This is a genomic window from Paraburkholderia flagellata, assembly GCF_021390645.1.
Lineage (GTDB): Bacteria > Pseudomonadota > Gammaproteobacteria > Burkholderiales > Burkholderiaceae > Paraburkholderia > Paraburkholderia flagellata.
On record NZ_JAJEJT010000004.1, the window covers coordinates 797,759 to 819,438 of the forward strand.

Genomic DNA, 21,680 nt, shown 5'->3' on the forward strand with positions numbered 1-21,680 from the left:
TATTAATGCGCTCTGTTCTTTGGCTTGACGTGATTCGTTCAAGCAGACGGTGCAACCGATGCGCCCGCTATTCCATGGCGCTTCAATGCCTCTGCGACAAATCCCGACGTCTTCATCGTTTCGACAAACGCGCCAAGCACTTCGGCGGCCCGCGGACCGCGGCGCTCCGCGACGCCCATGGCCTGGCGAATCACCATGAAGCGTTCGTCGAGCAAACGCAAGCCGCCGACTTTCGCTGCATCGCCTTCGAGTTGCTGCTTCACGCCCGCGGCCACTTCGAGCCCTTGATCGAGGAAGGTCTGCACGACGGTTGGCGAAGTCGGCGCGCGCACGATCGCTGCCTGCTTCAATTCGCGCGTGAGAAAGAGATCATATGCACTGCCCTTGCCCACCGCCACGCGGTTATGCGGCTGATCGACTTCGGCATTGGTATGCACGGGCGAGTCGTTGCGAACCAGATAAAAGCCCTCGATCAACACATAAGGCGCGGTGAACGCGATCGTCTCGCCTCGCTTTGGATCGACGGCAAAGAAGCCGAAATCCGCGCGTTCGTCACTTACGGCTTCGACGGACTTGCCCGCCGCGTCGAACACCACGAGTTCGAGCGGCACGCCCAAGTGCTGCGCGAACGCGCGCGCGAGATCGACGGAAACACCGAATGGCTCGCCCGACGCCGCATCGCGATTCGCGAGTATCGGATTGCCGAGGTTGATGGCGGCGCGCAACGTGCCCGTGGGCGCAAAGGCTTTGACGACAGTGGGATCGATATTCATGTCGATTGCGGTACGAAAATCAGGGTCCTTCGAGCATAGCACCCCGCCCGCCCGCTTTTGCGCGCCCACCGCCGACTTGCGCGCCTGGCTCAGCCCGTGTCGCCACCGGCGACCGGCAACACCGAACCGGTGATGTAGCTCGCCTCGTCCGAAGCGAGAAACAGGATCGGCGCGACCTGCTCGTCGAGGCTGCCATAGCGCTTGAAGAACGTCGACTCGGTGACCTGCCGCACCGCCTCGCTCATCCACGCTTTTTCCTGCTCGCTGTCGCCGGCGGCATTGCGCGGAATGCGGCGCGGCGGCGCTTCGGTGCCGCCAGGCGCCGTGGCGACCACGCGGATATTGTGCTCCGCGTATTCCATCGCCAGCGATTGCGTCATCGCATTCACGCCGCCCTTCGCTGCCGAATACGGCACGCGTCGAATGCCGCGCGTGGCGTTCGAAGAAACATTGACGATGGTGCCGCGCCCGCGCTCGAGCAGATACGGCAACACGGCGTGACACGTGTACAGCGTGGGCATGAGCGAACGGCGGATTTCCGCATCGATCTGCGCCGGCTCGAACTCAGCGAACGGACGCATGCGGATGGCACCGCCCACACCGTTGATGAGAATGTCGATGCCGCCAAATCGTTGCGCGGCGAAATCCATGGCCGCTTTCGCGCCTTCATACGTTTCGAGGTCGGCGACGAATCCTGCCGTTTCAGCGCCCTTCGCTTCTGCCGCGACTTCGGCTACGAAATCCGCGCGATCGACGAATACGACCTTGCCGCCTTCGGCAGCCGCACGCAGCGCGACGCCGCGGCCAATTCCCTGCGCCGCCCCGGTGACGACGACGACCTTGCCTGCGAATCGTTGCATGTTCATGCCGCCTTCTGAACGACGTTCGGGGTGAACTTCTCGTAGTGGAAGCTGCTGGGCTTCACGCCTTCGTCATCGAAATACTTGCGTACGGCGTCCACCATCGGCGGCGGCCCGCACAGATACACGTCGACGTCGCCATCGTTCAAGGCGTTAGCGGGAATGTGCTGCGTGACCCAACCCTTGCGCGGATGATTCGAATCAGCATCGGCGATGACGGTAGCGAAGCTGAAGTTCGGCAGCTTCGCCGCGTAGGCTTCGATGGCTTCAACCAGCACCAGGTCGAGGTCGCGCGTCACGCCGTAAATGAGGTGTACCTTCTGCTGCGCATTGGTGCGCGCAAGCACTTCCAGCATCGAGAGGAACGGAGCCAGACCCGTGCCGCCTGCGAGGAACAGCAGCGGCCGCTGGACGTCGCGCAAATAGAAGCTGCCGAGCGGCCCCGTCAAATCGAGCTTCGTACCCGGTTGCGCGGCTTCGAGCCAGGTGCTCATCACGCCGCCCGGAATCTTCTTGATCAGGAAGCTGATCTTCGATTCGCCTGGCGCAGAAGAGAAGGAATACGAACGATGCTGGCCACTGCCCGGCACGTCGATGTTGACGTACTGACCCGGCAGGAACACGGGGCCCGTCGTGTCGACGTCCAACTCGAGCACGACCGCCGCGTCGTTGTGCTGCTCGACCTTCGCCACCGTGGCCGCAAACTTGCTATGCCCGGTTTTGCATACCGTGGAAGACGCTGGAATCGCAATCACGCAATCGCTTTCCGGCACCATCTGGCAGGTGAGTACGAGACCGCTGTCCTTTTCGTCTTCGGTCAGCGCGTCCTCGATATACTCTTCGCCCAGGTCGTAGCTGCCGCTTTCCGCGCGACACTTGCAGGTGCCGCACACGCCGTCTGAGCAATCCATCGGCAGGTTGATCCGCGCGCGAAACGCTGCGTCGAGGACCTTCTCACCTGCCTTGCATTCGATGAAACGGGTCACGCCGTCTTCGAAGTTCAGTGCAATCTTGTAGCTGGACATGGTGTCTCCTTCTTTCCCATGTTGAAACCGGGTCTCGATGTCAATCGAGACTTCAAACGTGATAAACGTCGAGCACCTGCCGGATGTAGTCGTTCTTCAGCACGATCTTTTTGTAGGCGATCAGGAAGTCGTCACCGGTCTTGCGCAAGGTGACAAACATCGTGCCGAAGAAGCCATCCGTGGTTTTGTAGCGATGACTGAGCGTGTGGAAGTTGTAGCGCACCTCCACTTCGTCGCCACGATCGGCCAGCACTTCCACGTTCGTTACGTTGTGGATCGTGCGCGGCTCCGGCATCGAAGCGCCGCTGCGTTCGGTCTTGATGCGAAACACACGGTCTTCGAGGCCGCCGCGATCCGGGTAGTACATCAGCGAGATCTGCGATTCGTGGTCGTCGGTGAGCTGGTCGTCGTCGTCCCATGCGGGCATCCAGTAGGTGACGTCCTCGGCATAGCAGGCGAGCCACGCTTCCCACTGGCGATCGTCGAGCAGGCGCGCTTCGCGGTACAGCGTGGCGCAGATTTTCTGGTAATCGTTGCTCATGCCTGCGCTCCCGCTTGCTCGTGATTCAGTTCCTGCTTGAGGGCGTCGCGCATGGCGTGCACCCAGTACTCGTGCTGGACCACGAACAGGCCTTCGTCTTCGCTGCGCTCGCCGGAAATGATCGGCTTGAGGCCCATCTTCTTCGCGTTCTCGTCCGCACCTTCGACCCACAGCGGCGCGCCGCGCGAGAGATCGTTCCACATTGCCGTGGTGCCTGCATAACCGTTCTGGCAGGCGCGGAACTCTTCGAGGTCGTCGGCGGTACCCATGCCCGTGACGTTGAAGAAGTCCTCGTACTGGCGAATGCGCGTCGCACGGTCTTCCGCGCTCTCGCCCTTCGGCGCGAAGCAGAAAATGTTCACCTCGGTCTTGTCCACGCTAATCGGGCGCACCACGCGAATCTGCGTGCTGAACTGGTCCATCAGGAACACGTTCGGGTAGAGGCACAAGTTTCTCGTCTGATTGACGATGAATTCCGCCTGCACTTCGCCCACGCGCGCCTTGATTTCCTCGCGATGCTTGTACACCGGGCGCACTTCAGGGTTCATCGTGTTGGTCCACAGCAGGATGTGGCCATGGTCGAAGCCGTATACGCCCGCCACCGACTTGCTCCAGCTATTGGCGTCCACCGCCTGGGTCCCGTCTTCCTTGCGCCGGCCCATGGTCGCGGCGTAATTCCAGTGCACGGTGCTGACGTGATAGCCGTCGCAGCCGTTTTCCATCTGCATCTTCCAGTTTCCGTCGTAGACGTACGAGGAGTTGCCGCGCAGCACTTCGAGGCCGTTCGGCGACTGGTCGACGATCTGGTCGATGATGATCTTTGCTTCGCCGAGGTAGTCTTCGAGCGGCTGCACGTCGGCATTGAGGCTGCCGAACAGAAAGCCACGATAATTCTCGAAGCGCGCGACCTTCTTCAGGTCGTGAGACCCCTGCTTGTTGAATTGCACGGGATACTCGGTGGTCTTTTCGTCCTTCACCTTCAGGAGCTTGCCGGTGTTGGAGAACGTCCAGCCGTGGAACGGACACGTGAAGCTGCCCTTGTTGCCGTGCTTGCGCCGGCACAGCATGGCGCCCTTGTGCGCGCAGGCGTTGATGACGGCATTCAGCGCACCGGTCTTGTCGCGCGTGATGACTACCGGCTGGCGACCCAGCCACGTGGTGTAGTAGTCGTTGTTCTCTGGAATCTGGCTCTCGTGCGCGAGGTACACCCAGTTCTTCTCGAAGATGTATTTCATCTCCAGATCGAACAGATCGGTATTGGTGAAGATGTCCCGGCGGCAACGGAACACACCGTTTTGCTTGTCGTCCTGCACGGCGGTGGACAGCAGGTGATCCAGGTCACTGGCTTTGTCGATGATGGCTGACATATTAGCTCTCCTATGCATACTCCACACGCGGTACGGAGTTCCTGCATCGGTGTCGAATGATGATCGGGGTAAAACTGGCGGCGGCTGTGTCTTCACGCCGCCGCCACGCAGGATGCTTACGCCGTTGCCTCCGCGCGCAGGCGGTGAACGAGTTGGTTGTCCTTACCCTGGACCAGCGGTGTGAGCGTGACGTTGAACTCGATGGCCTTGTACGTATCGGCTTTCAGGCCGAGCGCCGCGCCGCCGGTCTTTTCGACCACGTGCGGAATCAGTTCCTCGCGCGTTGCGTAGGCGAAGTCGTCCCAAATGAGCGGGTCGCCTTCGATATTGAACTGCGTGGTGAGCTTGCGGCTGTTATCCGACGAGACGAAGAAGTGCACGTGCGCCGGACGGTTGCCATGGCGGCCAAGGCCGTCCAGGAGGCGCTGGGTCGAACCCTGCGGCGGACAGCCGTAGCCTACCGGCATGAGCGTGCGGAATTCGTACTTGCCGTCAGCGCCGGTCTTGACTGCGCCGCGCAGGTTGAAGTCGTCCTGCGCGCCCGTCGGGTCGAAGTGCGAATAAAAACCCTTCGAATTCGCGTGCCAGCATTCGACTACGGCGCCCGCGAGCGGTTTGCCATCGAGATCCGTGACGGTGCCGTGAATGACGAGCGGACCTGCGTCGGCGTCCGGGTTGATGTCGATTCGCGAAACGCCTTCGCGCACCGGTGCGCCCGCAACGTACAACGGTCCTTCGATCGTGCGCGGCGTGCCGCCTTCGAGACCCACCGCCTTGTCTGCGGCGTCCATGCGGATATCGAGGTACTTTTCCAGTCCAAGGCCCGCAGCCAGCAGCGCCGCTTCGCCGTCCTGGCCGAGCTTGTTCAGATAGTTCACGCCGGCCCACACTTCATCGGGCGTGATGTCGAGATCATCAATGGCCTTGAACAGGTCGCCCAGCAGCCGATGGACGATCTGCTGGAAGCGCGCGTTGCCGCTGCCGCCATTGAGATTCGCAGCGGCCTTCAGCAGGTCCTGCACTTCCTTCGTTTCGAATACTTTTGCGCTCATGGTATTTGTCTCCTGGTGCTTGCTGGTGCTTGCTGGTGCTTGCTGGTGCTTGCTGGTGCTTGCTGGTATTGGTGAAGTCAGCTCAGGCGTCGTTGTCCCTGATGGAGGACGGATGGCGACACAACGGCGTGACCGTTATCTTCATGTACGGGAAAAGCGGCAAGGCGGTGAGAATGTCATGCAGCTCTGCATTGCTCTCGACATCGAAGATGCTGTAGTTGGCGTACTCGCCCACCAGTCGCCAGATATGGCGCCACTTGCCGCTGCGCTGCAGCTCCTGCGAATATTCCTTTTCGCGCGCCTTGATTTCATTGGCGACGTTGGCGGGCATGTCGGCCGGGATGTTCACATCCATGCGTACGTGGAAAAGCATCGTCAAATTCCGTTTGTCAGGTGTCCGGGTTACTTCGTCACTTTCATCAGGCCGTCGCGCGTGAAGCGCTTGACCTTCGCTTCGTCCAGTTCGATGCCCAGGCCCGGGCCGTTCGGCACCGTCAGCTCGAAGTCGCTGTAGTCGAGCGGCGTGGTCAGAATCTCTTCGGTGATCAGCAGGGGACCGAACAGTTCGGTGCCCCATTGCAGGTTGGCGAAGCTTGCAAACAGGTGCGCCGAGGCCACCGTGCTGAACGCGCCTTCGAGCATCGTGCCGCCGTACAGCTCGATACCCGCGGCGTCCGCAATCGTGGCCACGCGCTGCGCGGCGAACAGTCCACCGCTTTGTTCGATCTTGATGGCGAACACATCGGCGCCCTCGTTCTTCGCGATCTCGAACGCGCTTTCCGGCCCCTGCAGGATCTCGTCGGCCATCAACGCCACCGGGAAGCGGCGCATGAGGCGCGCAAGCGCTGCGGGCGAGGCGACGGGCTGTTCGACCAGTTCGCAGCCGGCTTCCGCCAGCGCCGGAATCGCCCACGCCGCCTGCGTCTCGCTCCAGGCCATGTTGACGTCCACGCGCACGGCAGCACGCTCGCCCATCGCCTTCTTGATTTCAGCGACGTGCCTGATGTCGGTCTTGAGTTCCTTCGCGCCGATCTTCAGCTTGAAGATCTTGTGGCGGCGCGCTTCGAGCATGGCCTCGGCTTCGGCGATGTCCTTTGCGGTATCGCCCGAAGCCAGCGTCCAGGCAACCGGCAGACGCTCGCGGCGGCGGCCGCCCAGCAACTCGCTCACCGGCACGCCAAGGCGCTTGCCCTGCGCGTCGAGCAGCGCGGTTTCCAGCGCGCACTTGGCGAAGTGATTGACCTTCACCAGCTTGCCCAGATGCGCCATGAGCGCCTGGATTCGCGTGGCATCCTGGCCGATCATCGCGGGCGCGAAGTAGGCGTCGATCGCCAGCTTCATTGCTTCCGGGCTTTCGGGGCCGTAAGCCATGCCGGCAATGGTGGTGCCTTCGCCGATGCCGGTCACGCCATCGCTGCAGTACACCTTTACCAGCATCAGGGTTTGCCCGTACATCGTGGCGACGGATAGCTTGTGAGGGCGAATCGTCGGCAGATCGACGAGGCGGGTTTCGATACGTTCGATCGTCGCGGAAGTCATGTCGGATGCTGGGTAAGTGAAGAAGGTATGGTGGTTTTATACACGCCGCGCATCCGCGAGATCCAATACTATTTGCGTCCAATTCCATACCTTTATAATATGGAAACCCCTCAATCGCCCATGAATGGGCCGATATTGCAGCGCAATATACGCTCCGAGTATCGATAATTCAGTGCTTCTTTTGGAGCAAACCATGGATCTTCGCCAGCTTCGCTACTTCGTTGCCGTTGTCCGCGAGCGCAATTTCACTCGCGCAGCGGAACAGCTTTGCATCGCTCAGCCGCCGTTGAGCCGGCAGATTCAATTGCTCGAACAGGAGATCGGCGTGCCTCTTCTGATTCGCAATACGAGGCCCGTGCGCACGACCGATGCGGGGCGTCTTGTCTACGAGCAGGCCATGCAGATCCTTGGGCGCGTCGAGCAGTTGCAAGCGACCGCCAAACACGTGGGACTGCATCACCGCACCGTGTTGTCGATCGGCTTCGTCGCCTCCGTTCTCTATTCAGGACTGCCACCGTTGATGCGCAAGCTGCGCCAGAACGCGCCGGAGCTCGACATCCAGATGGTCGAACTCATGTCGGTGCAGCAGATTGAGGCGTTGAAGGAAGGCCGCATCGACATCGGCTTCGGACGCGTGCGCCACAGCGACCCCAACGTGGCCGGTATCGTCCTGCGCGAAGAGCCGCTGGCTGTGGTGGTGCCGATCGGCAGCGAGATGGCGCAGGAATCGACGCCGATTCCTATCGAGCAACTGGCCGGGCAAAAACTGATTGTTTATCCCAAGGAGCCTCGCCCCAGTTTCGCCGATCAGGTATTGAACGTGCTGCACGGCGACGGCGTGCAACCGGGCGAAGTGCTGGAGGTGAGGGAAATCCAGACCGCGCTGGGTCTCGTCGCAGCCGAGTTCGGCGTATGCGTGATCCCGGCTTCAGCGCGGCAATTGCGCCAGGACGTGCACTACCGTCTGATAGACAGCGACCACGCGACCTCGCCAATCATCCTGAATCACCGTGTGAACGACAACTCGGTCTACGTCGATCTCGTGAAGCAACTCGTCAAGGAGATGTATGCCGAGCCACAAACGTGGCTGCCGGCGAAGAAATAGAACGCGTGAAAACGGGCAGGCCAGATGGTGACGATGTCTCGCAACATCGTCACGAAATAGCGCAAGCAGGCTTCACAAACATCAGTGGTTGGACGAGAGGGCGACCTCAGCCCTAACCGGATCGAGGCGCAGGCTGAACACGGCAAGCGCAGCACCCGCAAGCGGCACGGCCAGCGCGAGGAAGAAACCCGCAGGGCCGCCCCACGACAGAAATGTGCCACCGATGGCCGATCCGGCAATCGCACCGGCACGGCCCATGCCAATGGCCCAGCCCGTGGCCGTGGCACGCAGGGCCGTCGGGTACGCACCCACGACCAGGTAGTTCAAGGCGATCTGCTGCCCGCCAATGCCGAAACCCGCCGCACCTACGAGAGCGAAGACGAGCGCCCAATGGGTGCCGGCATAGCCCAACCCGCACGCAATGGCGATACCGAACGCGAACATCGAGCCCAGCAGATTGCGCGTGTTCACGCGCGGCAGCGCAAACGAAAGCGGAATGGCGCAAACGATGAACACGGCGTTAACGATCACGGTGCCGAGCGGCGCCTGCGCCGCAGGCAGCCCCGCGGATTTGAGGACCGTAGGCAACCAGGAGAGGAGCATGAACCACGCAACCCAGTTGAGAAGATAAACGGCCCAGATTGCAAGCGTTTTCGCAGCGTAGCCATCCCTGAACAGCGCGCCGACGCTCGCCTTTGCCACCGCCTCTTCGGGCACGGTGAAGCGGACGTCTGGCGGCAGCGGCTGAGTCACGATTTTCGCGAGCGTGTTGTGCACGTAGCGCTGCCCGCGGGCGCCGCCTCGCGAGGCCTGATAGTAAAGCGACTCGGGCAGCAAAAGCGCGGCGAGAACGAGCACGGCAAGCGGCACGCCGCCGCCCACGACAAAAATGCCCTGCCAGCCAATTACAGGCAGCATGCGTGCCGCAAGCAGGCCGCCGAGCATCGCGCCAGCGGGCAAACCAAGCAGCACGCCGGTCATGATGGCGCCGCGCTGCCGTGCGGGACCATATTCGGCGGCAAGCGCGAGCAACACGGGCGTGCAACCGCCCATACCCAACCCGGCGATGAAGCGAAGCACCAGAATGAGTTGGGGCGTCGTCGCCCAGGAGGTCGCCAGCGTCGCGCAGCCAAAGAGCGCGAGGCCGATCATGATCGCGGGCCGGCGGCCTATCCGGTCGCCGACCAGACCGAGCGTCATCGCGCCCAGCGTCATGCCGATGATCCCGGCGGTCAGAATGGGCGCGAGCGCGTTGGCGGGCAGCTTGAACGCAGCAAGAATGGCGGGCCCGGTGAAGGCGATGGCCTGCGTATCGAAGCCATCGAGCAGCGCAATCAGCACGCAGAGTGCAAGTACGCGCCACTGGAACGCGCCGAGCCGTTCTCTGTCGATGAGCGCCGGAATGGAACGCGAGGAAGCGAGAGTCATGACGAAAGTCTCCAGACTGCACGCATCGGGTGAATGCGTGGCGTTTGTTGTTTTGACATCGATCGAAGCTCGGCCAAGCATAGAGGCCGTCAAGGGGCGCTGTCCAACACCGAATAGGTATCAATTCCATACTTTGAAGGCATAGTTGTCGAGACGCCATGGGTCGCAGCGTAAAATTCATGCATAACAGCCTGGCTGGCGATTTCGTCTGAAGTCCTAATCTAATGACGCTTCAGGGAACACGCCCTGCCACCAACCCGTCCAGGAATTCGCGAACGGCGGCGCCGATCTCGCGCGGCGAATCCTCCTGAATGTAATGGATACCCGCCACTGCCACTTCGCGCTGGTTGGGCCAGCTACGGCAAGCGTCCAGCGCGCGGCCCGTGAGCAGCGCGCCAGGCTCGGCGCGGATCAGCAGCTTCGGGATATCGCTTGCCGCGAGCCACGCTCCGTATGCTTGAACCGCTCGCGTCACATCGGCAGGCTCACCTTCTATCGGCAGTTCGCGCGCCCACACAAGCGTCGTTCTGCGCGATTCGCGCGTGGCGAACGGCCTGCGCCACGCCTCCATTTCTTCTGGCGTCAGCGCGCGCAGCACGCTATGCGGCAACACCGTTTCGACGAAAAAATTCTCGTCGAGCACGAGACGCTCGCCTGCCTCGCCGCGCATCGCGCGAAAAAATGGTTCGCGTTCGGGCGGGAAATCACGCCACAGGCGCGGTTGCACGATCGCCTCCATATAGGCGATCGCATTCACGCGGTGCGGGTGGCGGCGTGCCCAATCGAAGCCCAGCGCCGAGCCCCAGTCGTGCAGCACGAGCGTCACGCGCCCGTGCGGCAGCACGGCATCGAACCACGCTTCGAGATACCGCGCGTGATCGGCAAAGCGGCATGCGCCATCGGGCGCGGCAGGAGAATCGCCCATGCCGGCGAGGTCTGGCGCCAGACAACGGTAAGCGTCACTCAGATGCGGAATCACGTTGCGCCATAGACGCGAAGAAGTGGGATTGCCGTGCAGCAGGACAACGGGGTCGCCCACGCCCGTATCGACGTAGACGATCGCGCCGCCCGGAATGGCCGCACGCTCGCGCGGGTGCGGATCGCTAGCGCTGATTGCGGCGGCTGGAGTGGTGACGGTACTCATGGCTCGGCTCCTGTGCGGTGAGAGGATGAGCCGATGCTAGAATCGAAACCGGCCCAGGAACAGGACCAGATTCGGCAAAGATCATGGAACCAGTCTTGCAGATCGAAATCGCTCTGCCCGAGCACGGATCGCGCGAAATCCTGCATGCGCTGCACCGCCAGTTGCGCGGGGCCATTGTCGAAGGCCGGCTCGCGGCCGGGCTGCGTTTGCCGTCGAGCCGCTCGCTCGCGCGCAGTTGTGGCATCGCGCGCAATACGGTGCTTGCGGCCTACGATCTGCTCCTCGCAGAGGGCTACATCGTCACGCGTCCGGGCGCGGGGACTTTCGTGGGCGAAGTCGCAGCGCGCGGCGGCCCGTTGCCGTCCAGTCCAGCCAGCGCGTCCAGAATCTCCGCAGAAGGCGACCCGCGCCTGAACTCGCGTTGGCGTGTGCCACCGGCACTCGTGCGACTCGATCCCAGCGCGAACTACGACTACGACTTCATCCTCGGCTTGCCCGACAAGCGCACGGTTGCCTTCGATGTCTGGCGGCGTCTTTCGGCACGCGCGCTACGCGGGCTTTCCAGGGCGCCTGCCGTGTATGCCGAACCGGAAGGCCGCTCCGCGTTGCGCGAGGCCATTGCACACCACGCTTCCTATGCGCGCGCCGTTGCCTGCGAAGCTGGCGACGTCGTCGTCACGGCCGGCGCGCAGCAGGCGTTCGATCTGCTCGCGCGCGTCCTCGTCACGCCGGGCAAGACCGTGGTTGCACTGGAGGACCCCGGCTACCCGCCGCTGCGCCGCGCGTTCGCGCTGGCGGGGGCGTGTATCGCGGGCGTGAGCGTCGACGCCGAGGGAATCGTCGTGGACGCCCTCCCGCCCGATGCGCGCGTGATCTGTGTCACGCCTTCGCATCAGTTTCCGTTAGGTGTCCCGATGTCGGCGGCCAGGCGGCGCGCGCTGCTCGCGTTCGCGCAGCGGCACGGCGCGGTCGTGATCGAGGACGACTACGATGGCGAATTCCGTCACGACGACCGCCCGCTCGACGCGCTGCAAACGCTCGATCGCCACGCGAGCGTTTGCTATGTCGGCACGTTTTCCAAATGCCTCTTTCCGGGCTTGCGCATGGGCTATGTCGTCGCGCCCGCCTGGGTGCGCGATGCGTTGGTCGCCGCGCGCCAGTGTGCGGACTGGCACGGCAATCTGCTGGCGCAGGACACGCTCGCGGCATTCATGCGAGAGGGGCATCTGGTGCGGCATATCCGCAAGATGCGCACGCAGTACCGCGCGCGCCGTGACGCGCTGCTCGAGGCGCTCGCACGCCATTGCGGCACGCTCATGCTGCCTGTCGCGCCCGCGGCGGGGCTTCATCTCGCCGCCGGGCTCGATGCGGGCGTGCGTGCCGATGCGCTGGTCAGCGCCGCCGCGCGAGCGGGAATCCGCGTGCAGGCGCTGGCCGGTTTCGCAATTGAGCCTCGAACGGCGCTCGAGGGACTCGCGTTTGGCTTCGGCATGATCGAGGCGCAGCGTATTGACGCGGCGATTGCGCGGCTTGCCGCTTGCGTGCGCTAAGGCGCAATCTGCACGAACTGCGCCGCTATCACGTAGCGAGCCGCTCCGCGGAAAAACGCAAGCCGTCGAAGAGACGCGCGGCCACCCGCTCGGGAAAGCCTTCGGGCAGCGCGGCCGCGACTTCTTCTATCGCACCGGGTGTACGCGAGAGCACGCGCTCGATCAACGGCCCCGCGTCCGGCCCGTAGTGGCACAGTCGCGCGGTAGCGTCGAAATGCGTTCGCTTCACGTCGCGCATGCGATAGTGGCGGGCCTTGCCCCACACGGCCATGGCGAGCGACGCCTTGTGCCACGACCATTGATTGCCGCCGTCGCCTTCCACGGGCCAGATCGACATCACGTCATAGAGCGGCGCGAGCTGAAAGCGCCCCGCGGGCAACAGGCGGATGCTGAAATTCTTCGCATGGCCGTCCGGCGCCGCGAGCATCCAGAAGACGATTTGCGCAGCGAGAAACGTTTCGATGTCCTCACGGGCCTGCTGCGACTGGCGCAGAAGACCCGCAATCTCGCGCACGCCGGGACCGCCATGCGCTTCGTACTTGCGATGCGGCGGCACGCCGAGCGCCTGGCAGAAGTCCTCCTGCGGCAGGCGCAGCAGGCCGCCCGTGCGCGAACGCGTACGATCGAAGCGCTCGACGCAGAGCACCTTCTGCGTGCCGAATCTGATGATCTGCGCCTGCGAAGCGGGCAATCCGTAGGCCCTCAGCAGTGCCAGGCAAAGCCATTCGTTTTCGACCGAGGTATTGAAGTCCACCTTGCGATGGCCGATCAGCCCCAGCGGCAGCTTGAAAATGTGAGTGGTGGGCGTGGCGCCGCGCGGCAGCAGCCACTTGCCGCGGTGGCGCAAGAGCGCGGTCTTCTCCTGCGCGCCCGCCAGCGAAATGCGCAAATCGTCGGCCTCTACCGCGCCGCCGGGCAGCGCGCCGGCCGTTTCGAGCAGCAGGCGCTCGATGACGGCGTCGCTCAACGCCGTGCCTTCGATACGATCGACGGGGCCCGGCGTTTCATCCTCACCTAGCAGTTGCACCGCGCCCACGCAATCGCGCCCGATGGCCTTGAGCAGGTCGAAGGGGTCGAGCGTATCCGTGCGAAAACGCGCAGCGATGCGGCGGCGGATGGGCTCGCTGTCGGGCAGGAGATTGTCGAAATAGTGCTGCACGCGTTCGCCGCGCAACGGCACATCGCCAATACCGAACGGCAGCGAGAGCGAAAGCGGCCGGCCCAGGGCCGAGCGTTTCCAGGCGTCGTCATAACGCAGTTCGGAGTCGCCGGAGGGCGTCATGAGCCACGTGCCCACACGCTCGCCGTTGGCCCAGATCGATAGCGCACGCGAATGCGATTTGCGGCCCATGGTCACCACTCCGGCGTGCCGGCCGCCGCTTCGCGCGACTGCACGCAGAGCTCCAGCCCGTAGAGCGCGAAAAGCGCGAGCATCTGCTCGAGCGAGAGGCTGGCGGCACCCGTGGTTTCGAGCGCGGAAAGGCGCGGCTGGCCGATGCCGAGATTCGCCGCGGCCTGCGCCTGGGTCATGCCGCGCGCCTTGCGGGCCGACTGCAAAATCTCGCCGAGCCCGCCTGGCGTCTGGACGATGATCTTCATGGCATATTCCTGTGGGGCATAAATCAATTATATGCCTGTGGGAAATATTCCGCCAATATCACTCACACAAATAAATCACGAATATCACTTACACGAATAATCGCACGCCAAGCCTCCTGCATCCGGCTCAGCCGCCGCGCACGGCGGCGCTCACGCGCGCGTGCTCCTGCGCCTGCTCACGCGCGCGCACGTCGAACGCGCCGCCGGTCAAGGCCTGATCGCGCAACGTCACCGGTTTCTTGCCCGGCAGCAGCGGGAACACCAGCTCGGCGAAGCGGATCGCCTCCTCGAGGTGCGGATAGCCGGAGAGCACGAAGCTGTCCGCGCCGGCATCCACGTATTCCTTGAGGCGCGCCGCCACGGTTTGCGGGTCGCCCACCAGCGCCGTACCCGCGCCGCCGCGCACGAGGCCCACGCCGGCCCACAGATTCGGGCTGATTTCGAGCTTGTCGCGGCTGCCGCCGTGCAGTTCGGCCATGCGGCGCTGGCCCACCGAATCCATGCGCGCGTAGTTTTCCTGGGCGCGGCGGATATCGTCGTCGTCGAGCTTGCTGATGAGGCGTTCAGCGGCGGCCCACGCTTCGTCGTTGGTCTCGCGCACGATCACGTGCAGGCGCACGCCCAGCCTGAGCGTGCGCCCGTGGCGCGCCGCGCGCGCACGGATATCGGCGAACTTCTGCGCGACGGCCTCGGGCGGCTCGCCCCACGTGAGATAGGCGTCCACGTGCCTGGCCGCCAGTTCGTGCGCCGCCGGCGACGAGCCGCCGAAATACAGCGGCGGATGCGGCGTCTGGACCGGCGTGTGAAAGTTCTGCGCGCCCTCCACGCGCAAATGCTTGCCCTCGAAGTTCACCGTGTCGCCGCGCAGCAGGTCGCGCCAGATCGTGAGGAATTCGTCGGCGGCCTCGTAGCGCTCGTCGTGCCCGAGGAACACGCCGTCCGCCGCGAGTTCGGTGGCGTCGCCGCCCGGCACGACGTTGAGCAGCAAGCGGCCGTTCAACGCCTGGTCGAGCGTGGCCGCCTGGCGCGCCGAAGCGGTGGGACCGCCGAGCGACGTGCGCAACGCGACGAGCAGCTTGATGCGCTGCGTGACGGGCGCAAGGCTCGCTGCCGTCACCCACGGGTCGAGGCAACTGCTGCCGGTGGGAATGAGGAGGCCGTCGTAGCCGAGCTCTTCGGCGGTCACGGCAATCTGGCGCATATAGGCGTTGGTCGGCGCGCGGCCGAAATCGGATTTGCCGAGGTAGCGGGTGTCGCCAGAGGTCGGCAAGAACCAGAAAATATCGAGGCTCATCAGTGATCCTGCTGCGGGTAAATGAAGGCGCGGGCGATGACTTGAAGCGCGCATGCTTGCGGCGCAATCGCGTGACTATCGCCGCCCGTGCGTCGAACTCAGTCGCGCCCTCATTGAAACAGCCTGCAGCGCTTTCCCCTACCAGTTAATCTGCAATTGCATATCATGTATTCGGCTAAACGCCTGCTTTCCACCCTTTGCGCGAGGAACCCAGTCATGGACACACGGACCGTCAAGATCCCCGACCCCGATCATCCGATCACAGTCGAACCGGCGCGCACGCGCGTGGTGGTGAAAGCAGGCGGGCGCGTCGTTGCCGACACGCGCCGCGCGCTCACGCTGCGCGAGGCGAGCTATCCGGCGGTGTTTTACATTCCGCGAGAGGACGCCGACATGTCGCTGCTCTCACGCACGGAGCACACGAGCTGGTGCCCGTACAAGGGCGAGGCTTCGTACTACTCGATCACACCAGGCGGCGCGCGAGCCGTGAATGCGATATGGACCTATGAAACGCCGCATGAAGCGGTGTCGGCAATCAAGGACCATCTTGCGTTCTACCCGGATCGCGTCGATGCGATCGAAACGTCCGATTGAACCCGGCGCGCCGCCTCTCGATGTGTCACGCGTCGAATGGCGACGTGACCTGCTCAAGTTTTTCCCCTAATCGGCCGTTACGCATGTTGGCGTACTGGACAACGAATCGGCCGCCACCGACGCCGCAGCGACGCTGCATCTGCATCGTTGACGCCCACTCGGACCCCAAGGTGTGCCAGGATTCGGATATTCGTGCGGCGCAGCCCGCCGCGCCCCGCTCCCTTACATCCAACCGACATGCAACAAGGCACCCCGGCCACCGCGGCCAGTTTTGCCAATATGGGCGTCGATCTGCTCGACTTCTTCGACGTGACGCCCACCTCCTTGTGGCTCGAAGACTATAGCCAGCTGCGCGCGCTGTTCGACCGCTGGCGCGCGCAAGGCGTGACCAACCTGCGCCGTTTCCTCGAAGACGATCCGCGCCGCGTGGCCGAATGCTCGGCCTGCATCCGCGTGCTCAAGGTCAACCGCCACACGCTCGATCTTTACGGTGCGCGCGACTATGAAGAACTCGCCGCACATCTCGCGCAGGTGCTGCGCGACGACATGTTTCAGGCGCACGTGGGCGAACTCGAGCAGATGTGGGACGGCCATAGCACGTTCGAGAGCAAGAGCGTGAACTACACGCTGCGCGGCCGGCGCATGGACATCTTGTTACGTGGCGTCATCCTGCCGGGCCACGAAGCCGACTGGAGCCGCGTGCTCGTGGCCATCGAAGACGTCTCGGCGCTCGAGGAAGCGCGCCATCGCGCGGCCGCGAGCGAGCAATACGCGCTCGGCATTTTCGAGCACGCGCCGGTTTCGCTGTGGGTCGAAAACTTCTCCGCCATTCGCGAGTTGCTCAACGAAGTCCGCGAGCAGGGCATTGTCGACTTTCGCACCTTCACCGACGTACACCCCGAATTCGTCGAGCGCTGCATGAGCGAGATCCAGGTGCTCGACGTGAATCACTACACGCTGGGCATGTTTCGCGCGCCGGACAAAGCCACGCTGCTCGCACGCCTGCCCGAAGTGTTCCGCGACGAAATGCGCCCGCATTTCCGCGAGCAATTGCTCGATCTATGGGAAGGCCGCTTGTTCCAGCAGCGCGAAGTGGTGAACTACGCGCTCGACGGCAGCGAAGTCAACGTGCATCTGCAGTTTTCGGTGTTTCCGGGCCACGAGACGCAATGGGATCTGGTGCTGCTCGCGCTCACCGACATCACCGCGCGCAAGAAAGCGGAGGCCTACCTCGAATTCCTCGGCAAGCACGACGTGCTCACGAAGCTCAAGAACCGCTCTTTCTATGTGGACGAACTCAATCGTCTGCATCGCAAGGGGCCATTCCCGGTGAGCGCGATTGTCGTCGATATGGACAACCTGAAGACGGTGAACGACCAGCTTGGCCACGCGGCCGGGGACGCGTTGCTGCGCCGGGCGGGCGAAGTGCTCGCGAAAGCGATCCAGAAACCGTATCAGGCCGCGCGCATCGGCGGCGACGAATTTGCAGTGCTGATGCCCGGCGCCGGCGCGCGCGATGCGGAAACCGTGGTGGACAGCATCACCAAACTCGTGGAGTTGAACAACCAGTTTTACGGCGGACCGAAACTGAGCTTTTCAATGGGTTTTGCGAGCTGCGAGGAAGGCGAAAGCGTGGAAGCGATGCTGCGTGAAGCCGATTCGGCGATGTACGAGGCCAAGCGCCGCCGCAACGAAATGAGCCGCACGTCGATGGAAACCGACGCAGCACGTGATGCCTGAGCTTCGGCACGCGAAACGCTTCGGACACCGTACGAGAAACAGGGAAGAAAAAGCGGCCGGCAGGTAAGCATGCCGGCGTGCCGAGGGCCTTGCGCCCTCGTTTCACACACTCAGGCAAGCGGCGTGGCGCCACGTGCCTGAGTCCGCGCCGCCGCACTGGCGTGATACTGCGCCGCGCGCCAGCAAGTGAGCCAGCAGCGCGCGTATCCGCCATGACGGCGGACCTGGCATCACGACGCGTTGACGGCGTCCTTGAATGCCTTGCCGGCGGTGAACTTCACCGTCTTGGCAGCGGCAATCTGGATCTCCGCGCCCGTGGCCGGGTTGCGGCCCACGCGGGCGGCGCGCTGGCCAGTCGAGAACGAGCCGAAGCCGACGAGTTGCACGGAGTCACCCGAGGTGACCGCACGCGTGACGACGTCGAGAATCGCGTCGATCGCTGCGCCCGTGGCTGCCTTGGTCTCGCCCGTGCTAGCGGCGACTGCGTCAATGAGTTCCTGTTTGTTCATCTGCTACCTGTGTTGAGTTGAGAAAACCTGCATACCCTACCTCACGCGGGCAAAACAGGCAAATCGCGTTGCATATGGAAACGCGTCGATCGCCCGCCCGGCACGTGTTTTGCGATGGGCGCGCAAGGGGCGAAAGCCGAATCAATAGCACAACGCGGAGTCACTGTGTAGACAAAACCCCGTTAAATATTGGCAAAAATGCACAAAAACGACAATACGGCGGTTTCAAGCGGGTTGATACAGGAACGATTCGTGCAGATGACCGCTGACGATAACAAAAATCAGCGATATTTCCGATTTTGACCAGGCCGAAAAAAAATGCCTCGCCGGGACAGTCGCCGGTCTGTTTTCCCTGCGGGGATGTCGCCGGCCAGGCATCCGGCAAGCCGCCCGGGCGGCCCGAGCGGGCGGTTACGCGAGTTCAAAACCGCGATCCCAAGCTGGAATGGCGGCCTACAAAATCGCATTCTGTCTTTCAGTTGCGCAACGTAAGACAACGTGAGCGCCTTTCTACTTTGATGTTTTCAGCGCAAAAGGATGTTGCGTGCTCAATCGGTATGTTGCTCAGTCATACTGACTATTTGCCAACTTGCCGCGTTCGACCTCGACGACCGGGCTCAGGTGAAATCCCATAGCACGCGCGCGGGCGCATCGGCGAAATTGGCATAGCGGAAACGGCGGCGCGCCGGCAACTGGAAACTGTCGTTGGCACGCTGGGTCACGGGTTCTTCGTTGCCCTCCAGCCAGATCGTGAGCTTGCCTTCGAGCACGAAGCCGCCCTGCTCGCCGCTGTCGTCCACGGGGCGCTCGCGGCTCGTCGCGCCGGGGTCTAGCTGGCTCTCCAGCATCGAGAAACCCGACGACATGCTGGGCGAAACGAGCACAACCGTAATGCCACCGCCATAGTCGAGCGTGCGCGCTCGCCAGACCTCGTGACCCCCGGCAGCTCGCGCGGCATATTCACGAACACAGGGTGCGAACGTGAAATTTTTCATTATGAATTTCATGAAAAAAATCGCGACAATTTCACGTAAGCGACCTGGCTATAGTGCGCACCGCAGTAGTCCTCCGAGTCCGGCGAATTAGAGTTGCGCGCTTTGGCGCACCTGAAGCCTCGGCAGCTTGCGGCGCGCGAGCAACGCATTGGCACTCCACTGCAGCGCACCGCACAGCAGCAAATACACGAGCCCGACGAACAGGAAGATCTGCGCCGGATACACCAGCAGCCGATTATTAAGCTGATTGGCGAGGAACGTGAATTCCGGCACGCCGACGATATAGGCGAGCGATGTGTCCTTGATCAACGCCACCCATTGATTGACGAACGACGGCATCATCACCCGCACCGCTTGAGGCAGGACGACTTCGCGCAATGCCTGCCAGCGCGTCAAGCCAAGCGAGAGCGCGGCCTGCCACTGCCCTTCGCCGATCGACGTGATGCCCGCATAAACCGAATGAGACAGATACGCGCCGCCGATCAGCGCCAGCGCACACACGACGGTCGCAAGGCCCGGAACGTCGACGCGCAGCAGGATCGGCATCAGGAAGAAGGTCCAGAAAATTAGCATGAGCACAGGTATCGCGCGAAAGAACGCGACGCCGGCGGTCAGTGCCAGACGCACAACTCCGCTCGTCATTGCGAGCGCAACGCCAAGCGCGAGTCCGATCAACGCCGCGAGCAGCGCCGACACCATGGAGAGCGCGATCGTCAGTGCAACGCCGCCCAGCGGGCCCGCCGGAAACGCGCCGAGCATCAGATAACGCAAAGCGGGAAACCACTCGAACTCGTTCACGCACGGCCTCGCTGCAAACCGCCGCGTTGCCAGAGCACAAGCACGACCTCGATCACCGCGATGGCCAACACATAGAAGAGGGTCGCCGTGCCGAACGCCTGGAAGGTCCTGAAGCTCTCCGTATCGACCTGGCGCGACATGTACGACAGTTCCCCAACGCCGATCGCCATCGTGAGCGACGAGTTCTTTATCACGTTCATGTATTGGCCAGCGAGCGGCGGCGTCGCAATGCGCAACGCCTGCGGCAGGATCACATAGCGCAGGGTTGCGTAACGGCTCATGCCAAGCGCCGCAGCCGCGTGCCACTGTGCATGGTTCACGCCACGCATACCGGCCAGAAACTCTTCGCCGATGAACGCCGTGGTATAGCAGGTCAGTCCGACCCAGCCAGCGAACAGTTCGAAACTCGGCCAGCGCAGCGTGAGCGGCCCGAACGTTGCCAGGTGCGGCGTGTTAAGCCAGTTCATCCAGGCGGACGGCAACACAGCCGCGGCGCCGAAATACCAGAACAGCAGTTGAACGAGCAGCGGCGAATTGCGGAAGACGAACACGTAGAGCGCCGCCGCGCGTGTGATCGCACGGCTACGAGCGGTGCGCGCGACCGCCAGCAGAAAGCCCAGCGGCGTCGCGCACGACGCCGCGCAGGCGGAGAGCATCAACGTAACGAAGAAACCCTGTTCGAGCCACGCGAGATACTTCGGTTCAAGCCAGTTATGCATGAATCAGCCGCAGCGCTCAACTGTTCTTTTGCGCATCGCCGATCTTGAAGAGACGGGGCAGCGGTGCAGCACTCTTCGGGCCGAACCACTTGTCATAAATCTGTGCAGCTTCGCCGTCCGTTTCCAGGTGAGTCAGCGTGCTGTTCACCGCATCGAGCAAACGCGTCTCGCCTTTGGGCACGCCAACGCCTTCGTAATCGTTCGAGATCGTGAACGGGGAAATCTCGTAGTTCGCCTTATCGGGCGCGCGTGCAAGCAGCGCGACGAGTTTCGGACCGTCCTGCGTGATGGCCTGCACGTTGCCCGTGCGCAGCGCAGCGAAAGCGAAAGGCGTGTCATCGTAGGCGACGATGGTTGCGTTCGGGAATTTCGCCCGCACCTGCTGTTCGTTAGTCGTGCCTTTGTCTGCGCCAATACGCAGGCTGTTGATCTGTTCCGAAGACTTCAGCACGCCCTTCTTCGCAATGAACTGGGTGCCGGACGCGAAATACGGCGTGCTGAAATCCACTTCCTTCTTGCGATCGTCGGTAATCGTAAAGTTGGCGAATACCAGATCGACCTTGCCCGACTTCAGAAACGCGATGCGGTTGGCGGGATTGGTGGGCTGAACTTCGAGTTTCACACCGAGGCTCTTCGCCACGGCGCGCGCGTAGTCCACGTCGAGTCCAACGATCTGATTGTCCTTCGGATCGACGGAACCAAACGGCGGGTTGCTGTCGAATGCAGCAACGCGCAACACGCCCGCCCGTTTGATGTCGTCCAGACGATCCGCATGCGCGGAAGTCGATGCCACGACCAGAAGTGCCGTCAACAGTGCGCCCGGCACTGCGCCCCAGATGCTGTTTTTCATTATCAAAATACCTTCTTCTTTTGTTGCCCTTGCGCTGCCATTGATCATTCGCGCTGGCGAAGTACGCAGCGTATCGGCATGACGCGTACGAAGGAACCAAGCATTTCTCAGATCGAAAGCGCTGTTGGTGATATGGGCCAACGGCACGGTCCGCGCGGAGCGGAGTCGTTGCCGCATTCGAGGATTTCTCGCGTTATG

The 21,680-nt window shown here is 62.9% G+C and carries 22 protein-coding genes; 4 read left to right on the forward strand and 18 right to left on the reverse strand.

Annotation, left to right across the window (positions count from 1 at the left end; translation table 11 throughout):
- Positions 1-38: 38 nt before the first annotated feature.
- From L0U83_RS34230 to L0U83_RS34265, 8 genes are all read right to left on the reverse strand, one after another.
- Complete coding sequence (locus tag L0U83_RS34230; RefSeq protein WP_233888583.1) at positions 39-773, reverse strand: ABC transporter substrate-binding protein; 735 nt, start codon at positions 771-773, stop codon at positions 39-41.
- A gap of 89 nt (positions 774-862) precedes the next feature.
- Positions 863-1,639 (reverse strand): benzoate diol dehydrogenase BenD, encoded by a 777-nt coding sequence (gene benD, locus L0U83_RS34235; protein WP_233888584.1) that lies wholly within the window; start codon positions 1,637-1,639, stop codon positions 863-865.
- Positions 1,636-2,658, reverse strand: coding sequence for a benzoate 1,2-dioxygenase electron transfer component BenC (gene benC / locus L0U83_RS34240; protein WP_233888585.1), 1,023 nt, complete (start codon positions 2,656-2,658; stop codon positions 1,636-1,638). Before benC ends, benD begins: the two co-directional genes overlap by 4 nt.
- 52 nt (positions 2,659-2,710) lie before the next feature.
- Positions 2,711-3,199: a benzoate 1,2-dioxygenase small subunit gene (gene benB, locus L0U83_RS34245; RefSeq protein WP_233888586.1), complete on the reverse strand. Its 489-nt coding sequence runs from the start codon at positions 3,197-3,199 to the stop codon at positions 2,711-2,713.
- Positions 3,196-4,566 (reverse strand): SRPBCC family protein, encoded by a 1,371-nt coding sequence (locus tag L0U83_RS34250; RefSeq protein WP_233888587.1) that lies wholly within the window; start codon positions 4,564-4,566, stop codon positions 3,196-3,198. The genes benB and L0U83_RS34250 overlap by 4 nt, the downstream gene beginning before the upstream one ends.
- Before the next feature lie 116 nt (positions 4,567-4,682).
- Positions 4,683-5,618: a catechol 1,2-dioxygenase gene (catA, locus tag L0U83_RS34255; RefSeq protein WP_233888588.1), complete on the reverse strand. Its 936-nt coding sequence runs from the start codon at positions 5,616-5,618 to the stop codon at positions 4,683-4,685.
- 82 nt (positions 5,619-5,700) lie between these two features.
- Complete coding sequence (catC, locus tag L0U83_RS34260; protein WP_233888589.1) at positions 5,701-5,991, reverse strand: muconolactone Delta-isomerase; 291 nt, start codon at positions 5,989-5,991, stop codon at positions 5,701-5,703.
- Positions 5,992-6,020: 29 nt separating this feature from the next.
- Positions 6,021-7,157, reverse strand: coding sequence for a muconate/chloromuconate family cycloisomerase (locus tag L0U83_RS34265; RefSeq protein ID WP_233888590.1), 1,137 nt, complete (start codon positions 7,155-7,157; stop codon positions 6,021-6,023).
- Positions 7,158-7,350: 193 nt separating this feature from the next.
- Between L0U83_RS34265 and L0U83_RS34270 the strand changes: the two genes are divergently transcribed.
- Positions 7,351-8,262, forward strand: a complete 912-nt coding sequence (locus L0U83_RS34270; RefSeq protein ID WP_233888591.1) for a LysR family transcriptional regulator — start codon at positions 7,351-7,353, stop codon at positions 8,260-8,262.
- An 81-nt stretch (positions 8,263-8,343) separates the two neighbouring features.
- Here L0U83_RS34270 and L0U83_RS34275 read toward each other — a convergent pair whose 3' ends face one another.
- Positions 8,344-9,690 carry an MFS transporter gene (locus L0U83_RS34275; protein WP_233888592.1) on the reverse strand — a complete coding sequence of 449 codons (1,347 nt, stop codon included), beginning with the start codon at positions 9,688-9,690 and terminating at the stop codon, positions 8,344-8,346.
- A 232-nt stretch (positions 9,691-9,922) separates the two neighbouring features.
- Entirely contained in the window at positions 9,923-10,834 is a 912-nt protein-coding gene (locus L0U83_RS34280; RefSeq protein ID WP_233888593.1) for a haloalkane dehalogenase, read from the reverse strand.
- A gap of 83 nt (positions 10,835-10,917) precedes the next feature.
- Here L0U83_RS34280 and pdxR point away from each other — a divergent pair, with 83 nt between their 5' ends.
- Positions 10,918-12,384: a MocR-like pyridoxine biosynthesis transcription factor PdxR gene (pdxR, locus tag L0U83_RS34285; protein WP_233888594.1), complete on the forward strand. Its 1,467-nt coding sequence runs from the start codon at positions 10,918-10,920 to the stop codon at positions 12,382-12,384.
- 28 nt (positions 12,385-12,412) lie between these two features.
- On the opposite strand, the gene L0U83_RS34290 is transcribed toward pdxR, so the two are convergent.
- The 3 genes from L0U83_RS34290 to ssuD all read right to left on the reverse strand — a co-directional run bounded on the left by L0U83_RS34290 (position 12,413) and on the right by ssuD (position 15,277).
- Entirely contained in the window at positions 12,413-13,735 is a 1,323-nt protein-coding gene (locus L0U83_RS34290) for a type II toxin-antitoxin system HipA family toxin (RefSeq protein WP_233888595.1), read from the reverse strand.
- 2 nt (positions 13,736-13,737) lie between these two features.
- Positions 13,738-13,983, reverse strand: coding sequence for a helix-turn-helix domain-containing protein (locus tag L0U83_RS34295; protein WP_133187879.1), 246 nt, complete (start codon positions 13,981-13,983; stop codon positions 13,738-13,740).
- A gap of 127 nt (positions 13,984-14,110) precedes the next feature.
- The gene (ssuD, locus tag L0U83_RS34300) at positions 14,111-15,277 is read right to left on the reverse strand and encodes an FMNH2-dependent alkanesulfonate monooxygenase (RefSeq protein ID WP_233888596.1); all 1,167 of its coding nucleotides are present in this window, start codon (positions 15,275-15,277) and stop codon (positions 14,111-14,113) included.
- A 216-nt stretch (positions 15,278-15,493) separates the two neighbouring features.
- Here ssuD and L0U83_RS34305 point away from each other — a divergent pair, with 216 nt between their 5' ends.
- Both L0U83_RS34305 and L0U83_RS34310 read left to right on the forward strand, forming a co-directional pair.
- On the forward strand, positions 15,494-15,871 hold the full coding sequence (locus L0U83_RS34305; protein ID WP_233888597.1) for a DUF427 domain-containing protein: 378 nt from the start codon (positions 15,494-15,496) through the stop codon (positions 15,869-15,871).
- A 237-nt stretch (positions 15,872-16,108) separates the two neighbouring features.
- Positions 16,109-17,611, forward strand: coding sequence for a sensor domain-containing diguanylate cyclase (locus L0U83_RS34310; RefSeq protein ID WP_373321167.1), 1,503 nt, complete (start codon positions 16,109-16,111; stop codon positions 17,609-17,611).
- Between the two features lie 230 nt (positions 17,612-17,841).
- On the opposite strand, the gene L0U83_RS34315 is transcribed toward L0U83_RS34310, so the two are convergent.
- From L0U83_RS34315 to L0U83_RS34335, 5 genes are all read right to left on the reverse strand, one after another.
- Positions 17,842-18,120, reverse strand: coding sequence for an HU family DNA-binding protein (locus L0U83_RS34315; protein ID WP_028207645.1), 279 nt, complete (start codon positions 18,118-18,120; stop codon positions 17,842-17,844).
- A gap of 617 nt (positions 18,121-18,737) precedes the next feature.
- A complete protein-coding gene (locus tag L0U83_RS34320; RefSeq protein ID WP_233888598.1) occupies positions 18,738-19,115 on the reverse strand; it encodes a cupin domain-containing protein in 378 nt (125 codons plus the stop codon).
- Positions 19,116-19,202: 87 nt separating this feature from the next.
- Entirely contained in the window at positions 19,203-19,913 is a 711-nt protein-coding gene (locus L0U83_RS34325; protein WP_233888599.1) for an amino acid ABC transporter permease, read from the reverse strand.
- On the reverse strand, positions 19,910-20,632 hold the full coding sequence (locus tag L0U83_RS34330) for an amino acid ABC transporter permease (RefSeq protein ID WP_233888600.1): 723 nt from the start codon (positions 20,630-20,632) through the stop codon (positions 19,910-19,912). Before L0U83_RS34330 ends, L0U83_RS34325 begins: the two co-directional genes overlap by 4 nt.
- 16 nt (positions 20,633-20,648) lie before the next feature.
- Positions 20,649-21,482, reverse strand: coding sequence for an ABC transporter substrate-binding protein (locus L0U83_RS34335; RefSeq protein ID WP_233888601.1), 834 nt, complete (start codon positions 21,480-21,482; stop codon positions 20,649-20,651).
- Positions 21,483-21,680 lie beyond the last annotated feature (198 nt).

Bases quoted from the DNA above. Each gene is read 5' to 3' on its own strand.
- L0U83_RS34230 (WP_233888583.1), bottom strand. From the start codon at position 773: ATGAATATCGATCCCACTGTCGTCAAAGCCTTTGCGCCCACGGGCACG.
- benD (WP_233888584.1), bottom strand. From the start codon at position 1,639: ATGAACATGCAACGATTCGCAGGCAAGGTCGTCGTCGTCACCGGGGCG.
- benC (WP_233888585.1), bottom strand. From the start codon at position 2,658: ATGTCCAGCTACAAGATTGCACTGAACTTCGAAGACGGCGTGACCCGT.
- benB (WP_233888586.1), bottom strand. From the start codon at position 3,199: ATGAGCAACGATTACCAGAAAATCTGCGCCACGCTGTACCGCGAAGCG.
- L0U83_RS34250 (WP_233888587.1), bottom strand. From the start codon at position 4,566: ATGTCAGCCATCATCGACAAAGCCAGTGACCTGGATCACCTGCTGTCC.
- catA (WP_233888588.1), bottom strand. From the start codon at position 5,618: ATGAGCGCAAAAGTATTCGAAACGAAGGAAGTGCAGGACCTGCTGAAG.
- catC (WP_233888589.1), bottom strand. From the start codon at position 5,991: ATGCTTTTCCACGTACGCATGGATGTGAACATCCCGGCCGACATGCCC.
- L0U83_RS34265 (WP_233888590.1), bottom strand. From the start codon at position 7,157: ATGACTTCCGCGACGATCGAACGTATCGAAACCCGCCTCGTCGATCTG.
- L0U83_RS34270 (WP_233888591.1), top strand. From the start codon at position 7,351: ATGGATCTTCGCCAGCTTCGCTACTTCGTTGCCGTTGTCCGCGAGCGC.
- L0U83_RS34275 (WP_233888592.1), bottom strand. From the start codon at position 9,690: ATGACTCTCGCTTCCTCGCGTTCCATTCCGGCGCTCATCGACAGAGAA.
- L0U83_RS34280 (WP_233888593.1), bottom strand. From the start codon at position 10,834: ATGAGTACCGTCACCACTCCAGCCGCCGCAATCAGCGCTAGCGATCCG.
- pdxR (WP_233888594.1), top strand. From the start codon at position 10,918: ATGGAACCAGTCTTGCAGATCGAAATCGCTCTGCCCGAGCACGGATCG.
- L0U83_RS34290 (WP_233888595.1), bottom strand. From the start codon at position 13,735: ATGGGCCGCAAATCGCATTCGCGTGCGCTATCGATCTGGGCCAACGGC.
- L0U83_RS34295 (WP_133187879.1), bottom strand. From the start codon at position 13,983: ATGAAGATCATCGTCCAGACGCCAGGCGGGCTCGGCGAGATTTTGCAG.
- ssuD (WP_233888596.1), bottom strand. From the start codon at position 15,277: ATGAGCCTCGATATTTTCTGGTTCTTGCCGACCTCTGGCGACACCCGC.
- L0U83_RS34305 (WP_233888597.1), top strand. From the start codon at position 15,494: ATGGACACACGGACCGTCAAGATCCCCGACCCCGATCATCCGATCACA.
- L0U83_RS34310 (WP_373321167.1), top strand. From the start codon at position 16,109: ATGCAACAAGGCACCCCGGCCACCGCGGCCAGTTTTGCCAATATGGGC.
- L0U83_RS34315 (WP_028207645.1), bottom strand. From the start codon at position 18,120: ATGAACAAACAGGAACTCATTGACGCAGTCGCCGCTAGCACGGGCGAG.
- L0U83_RS34320 (WP_233888598.1), bottom strand. From the start codon at position 19,115: ATGAAAAATTTCACGTTCGCACCCTGTGTTCGTGAATATGCCGCGCGA.
- L0U83_RS34330 (WP_233888600.1), bottom strand. From the start codon at position 20,632: ATGCATAACTGGCTTGAACCGAAGTATCTCGCGTGGCTCGAACAGGGT.
- L0U83_RS34335 (WP_233888601.1), bottom strand. From the start codon at position 21,482: ATGAAAAACAGCATCTGGGGCGCAGTGCCGGGCGCACTGTTGACGGCA.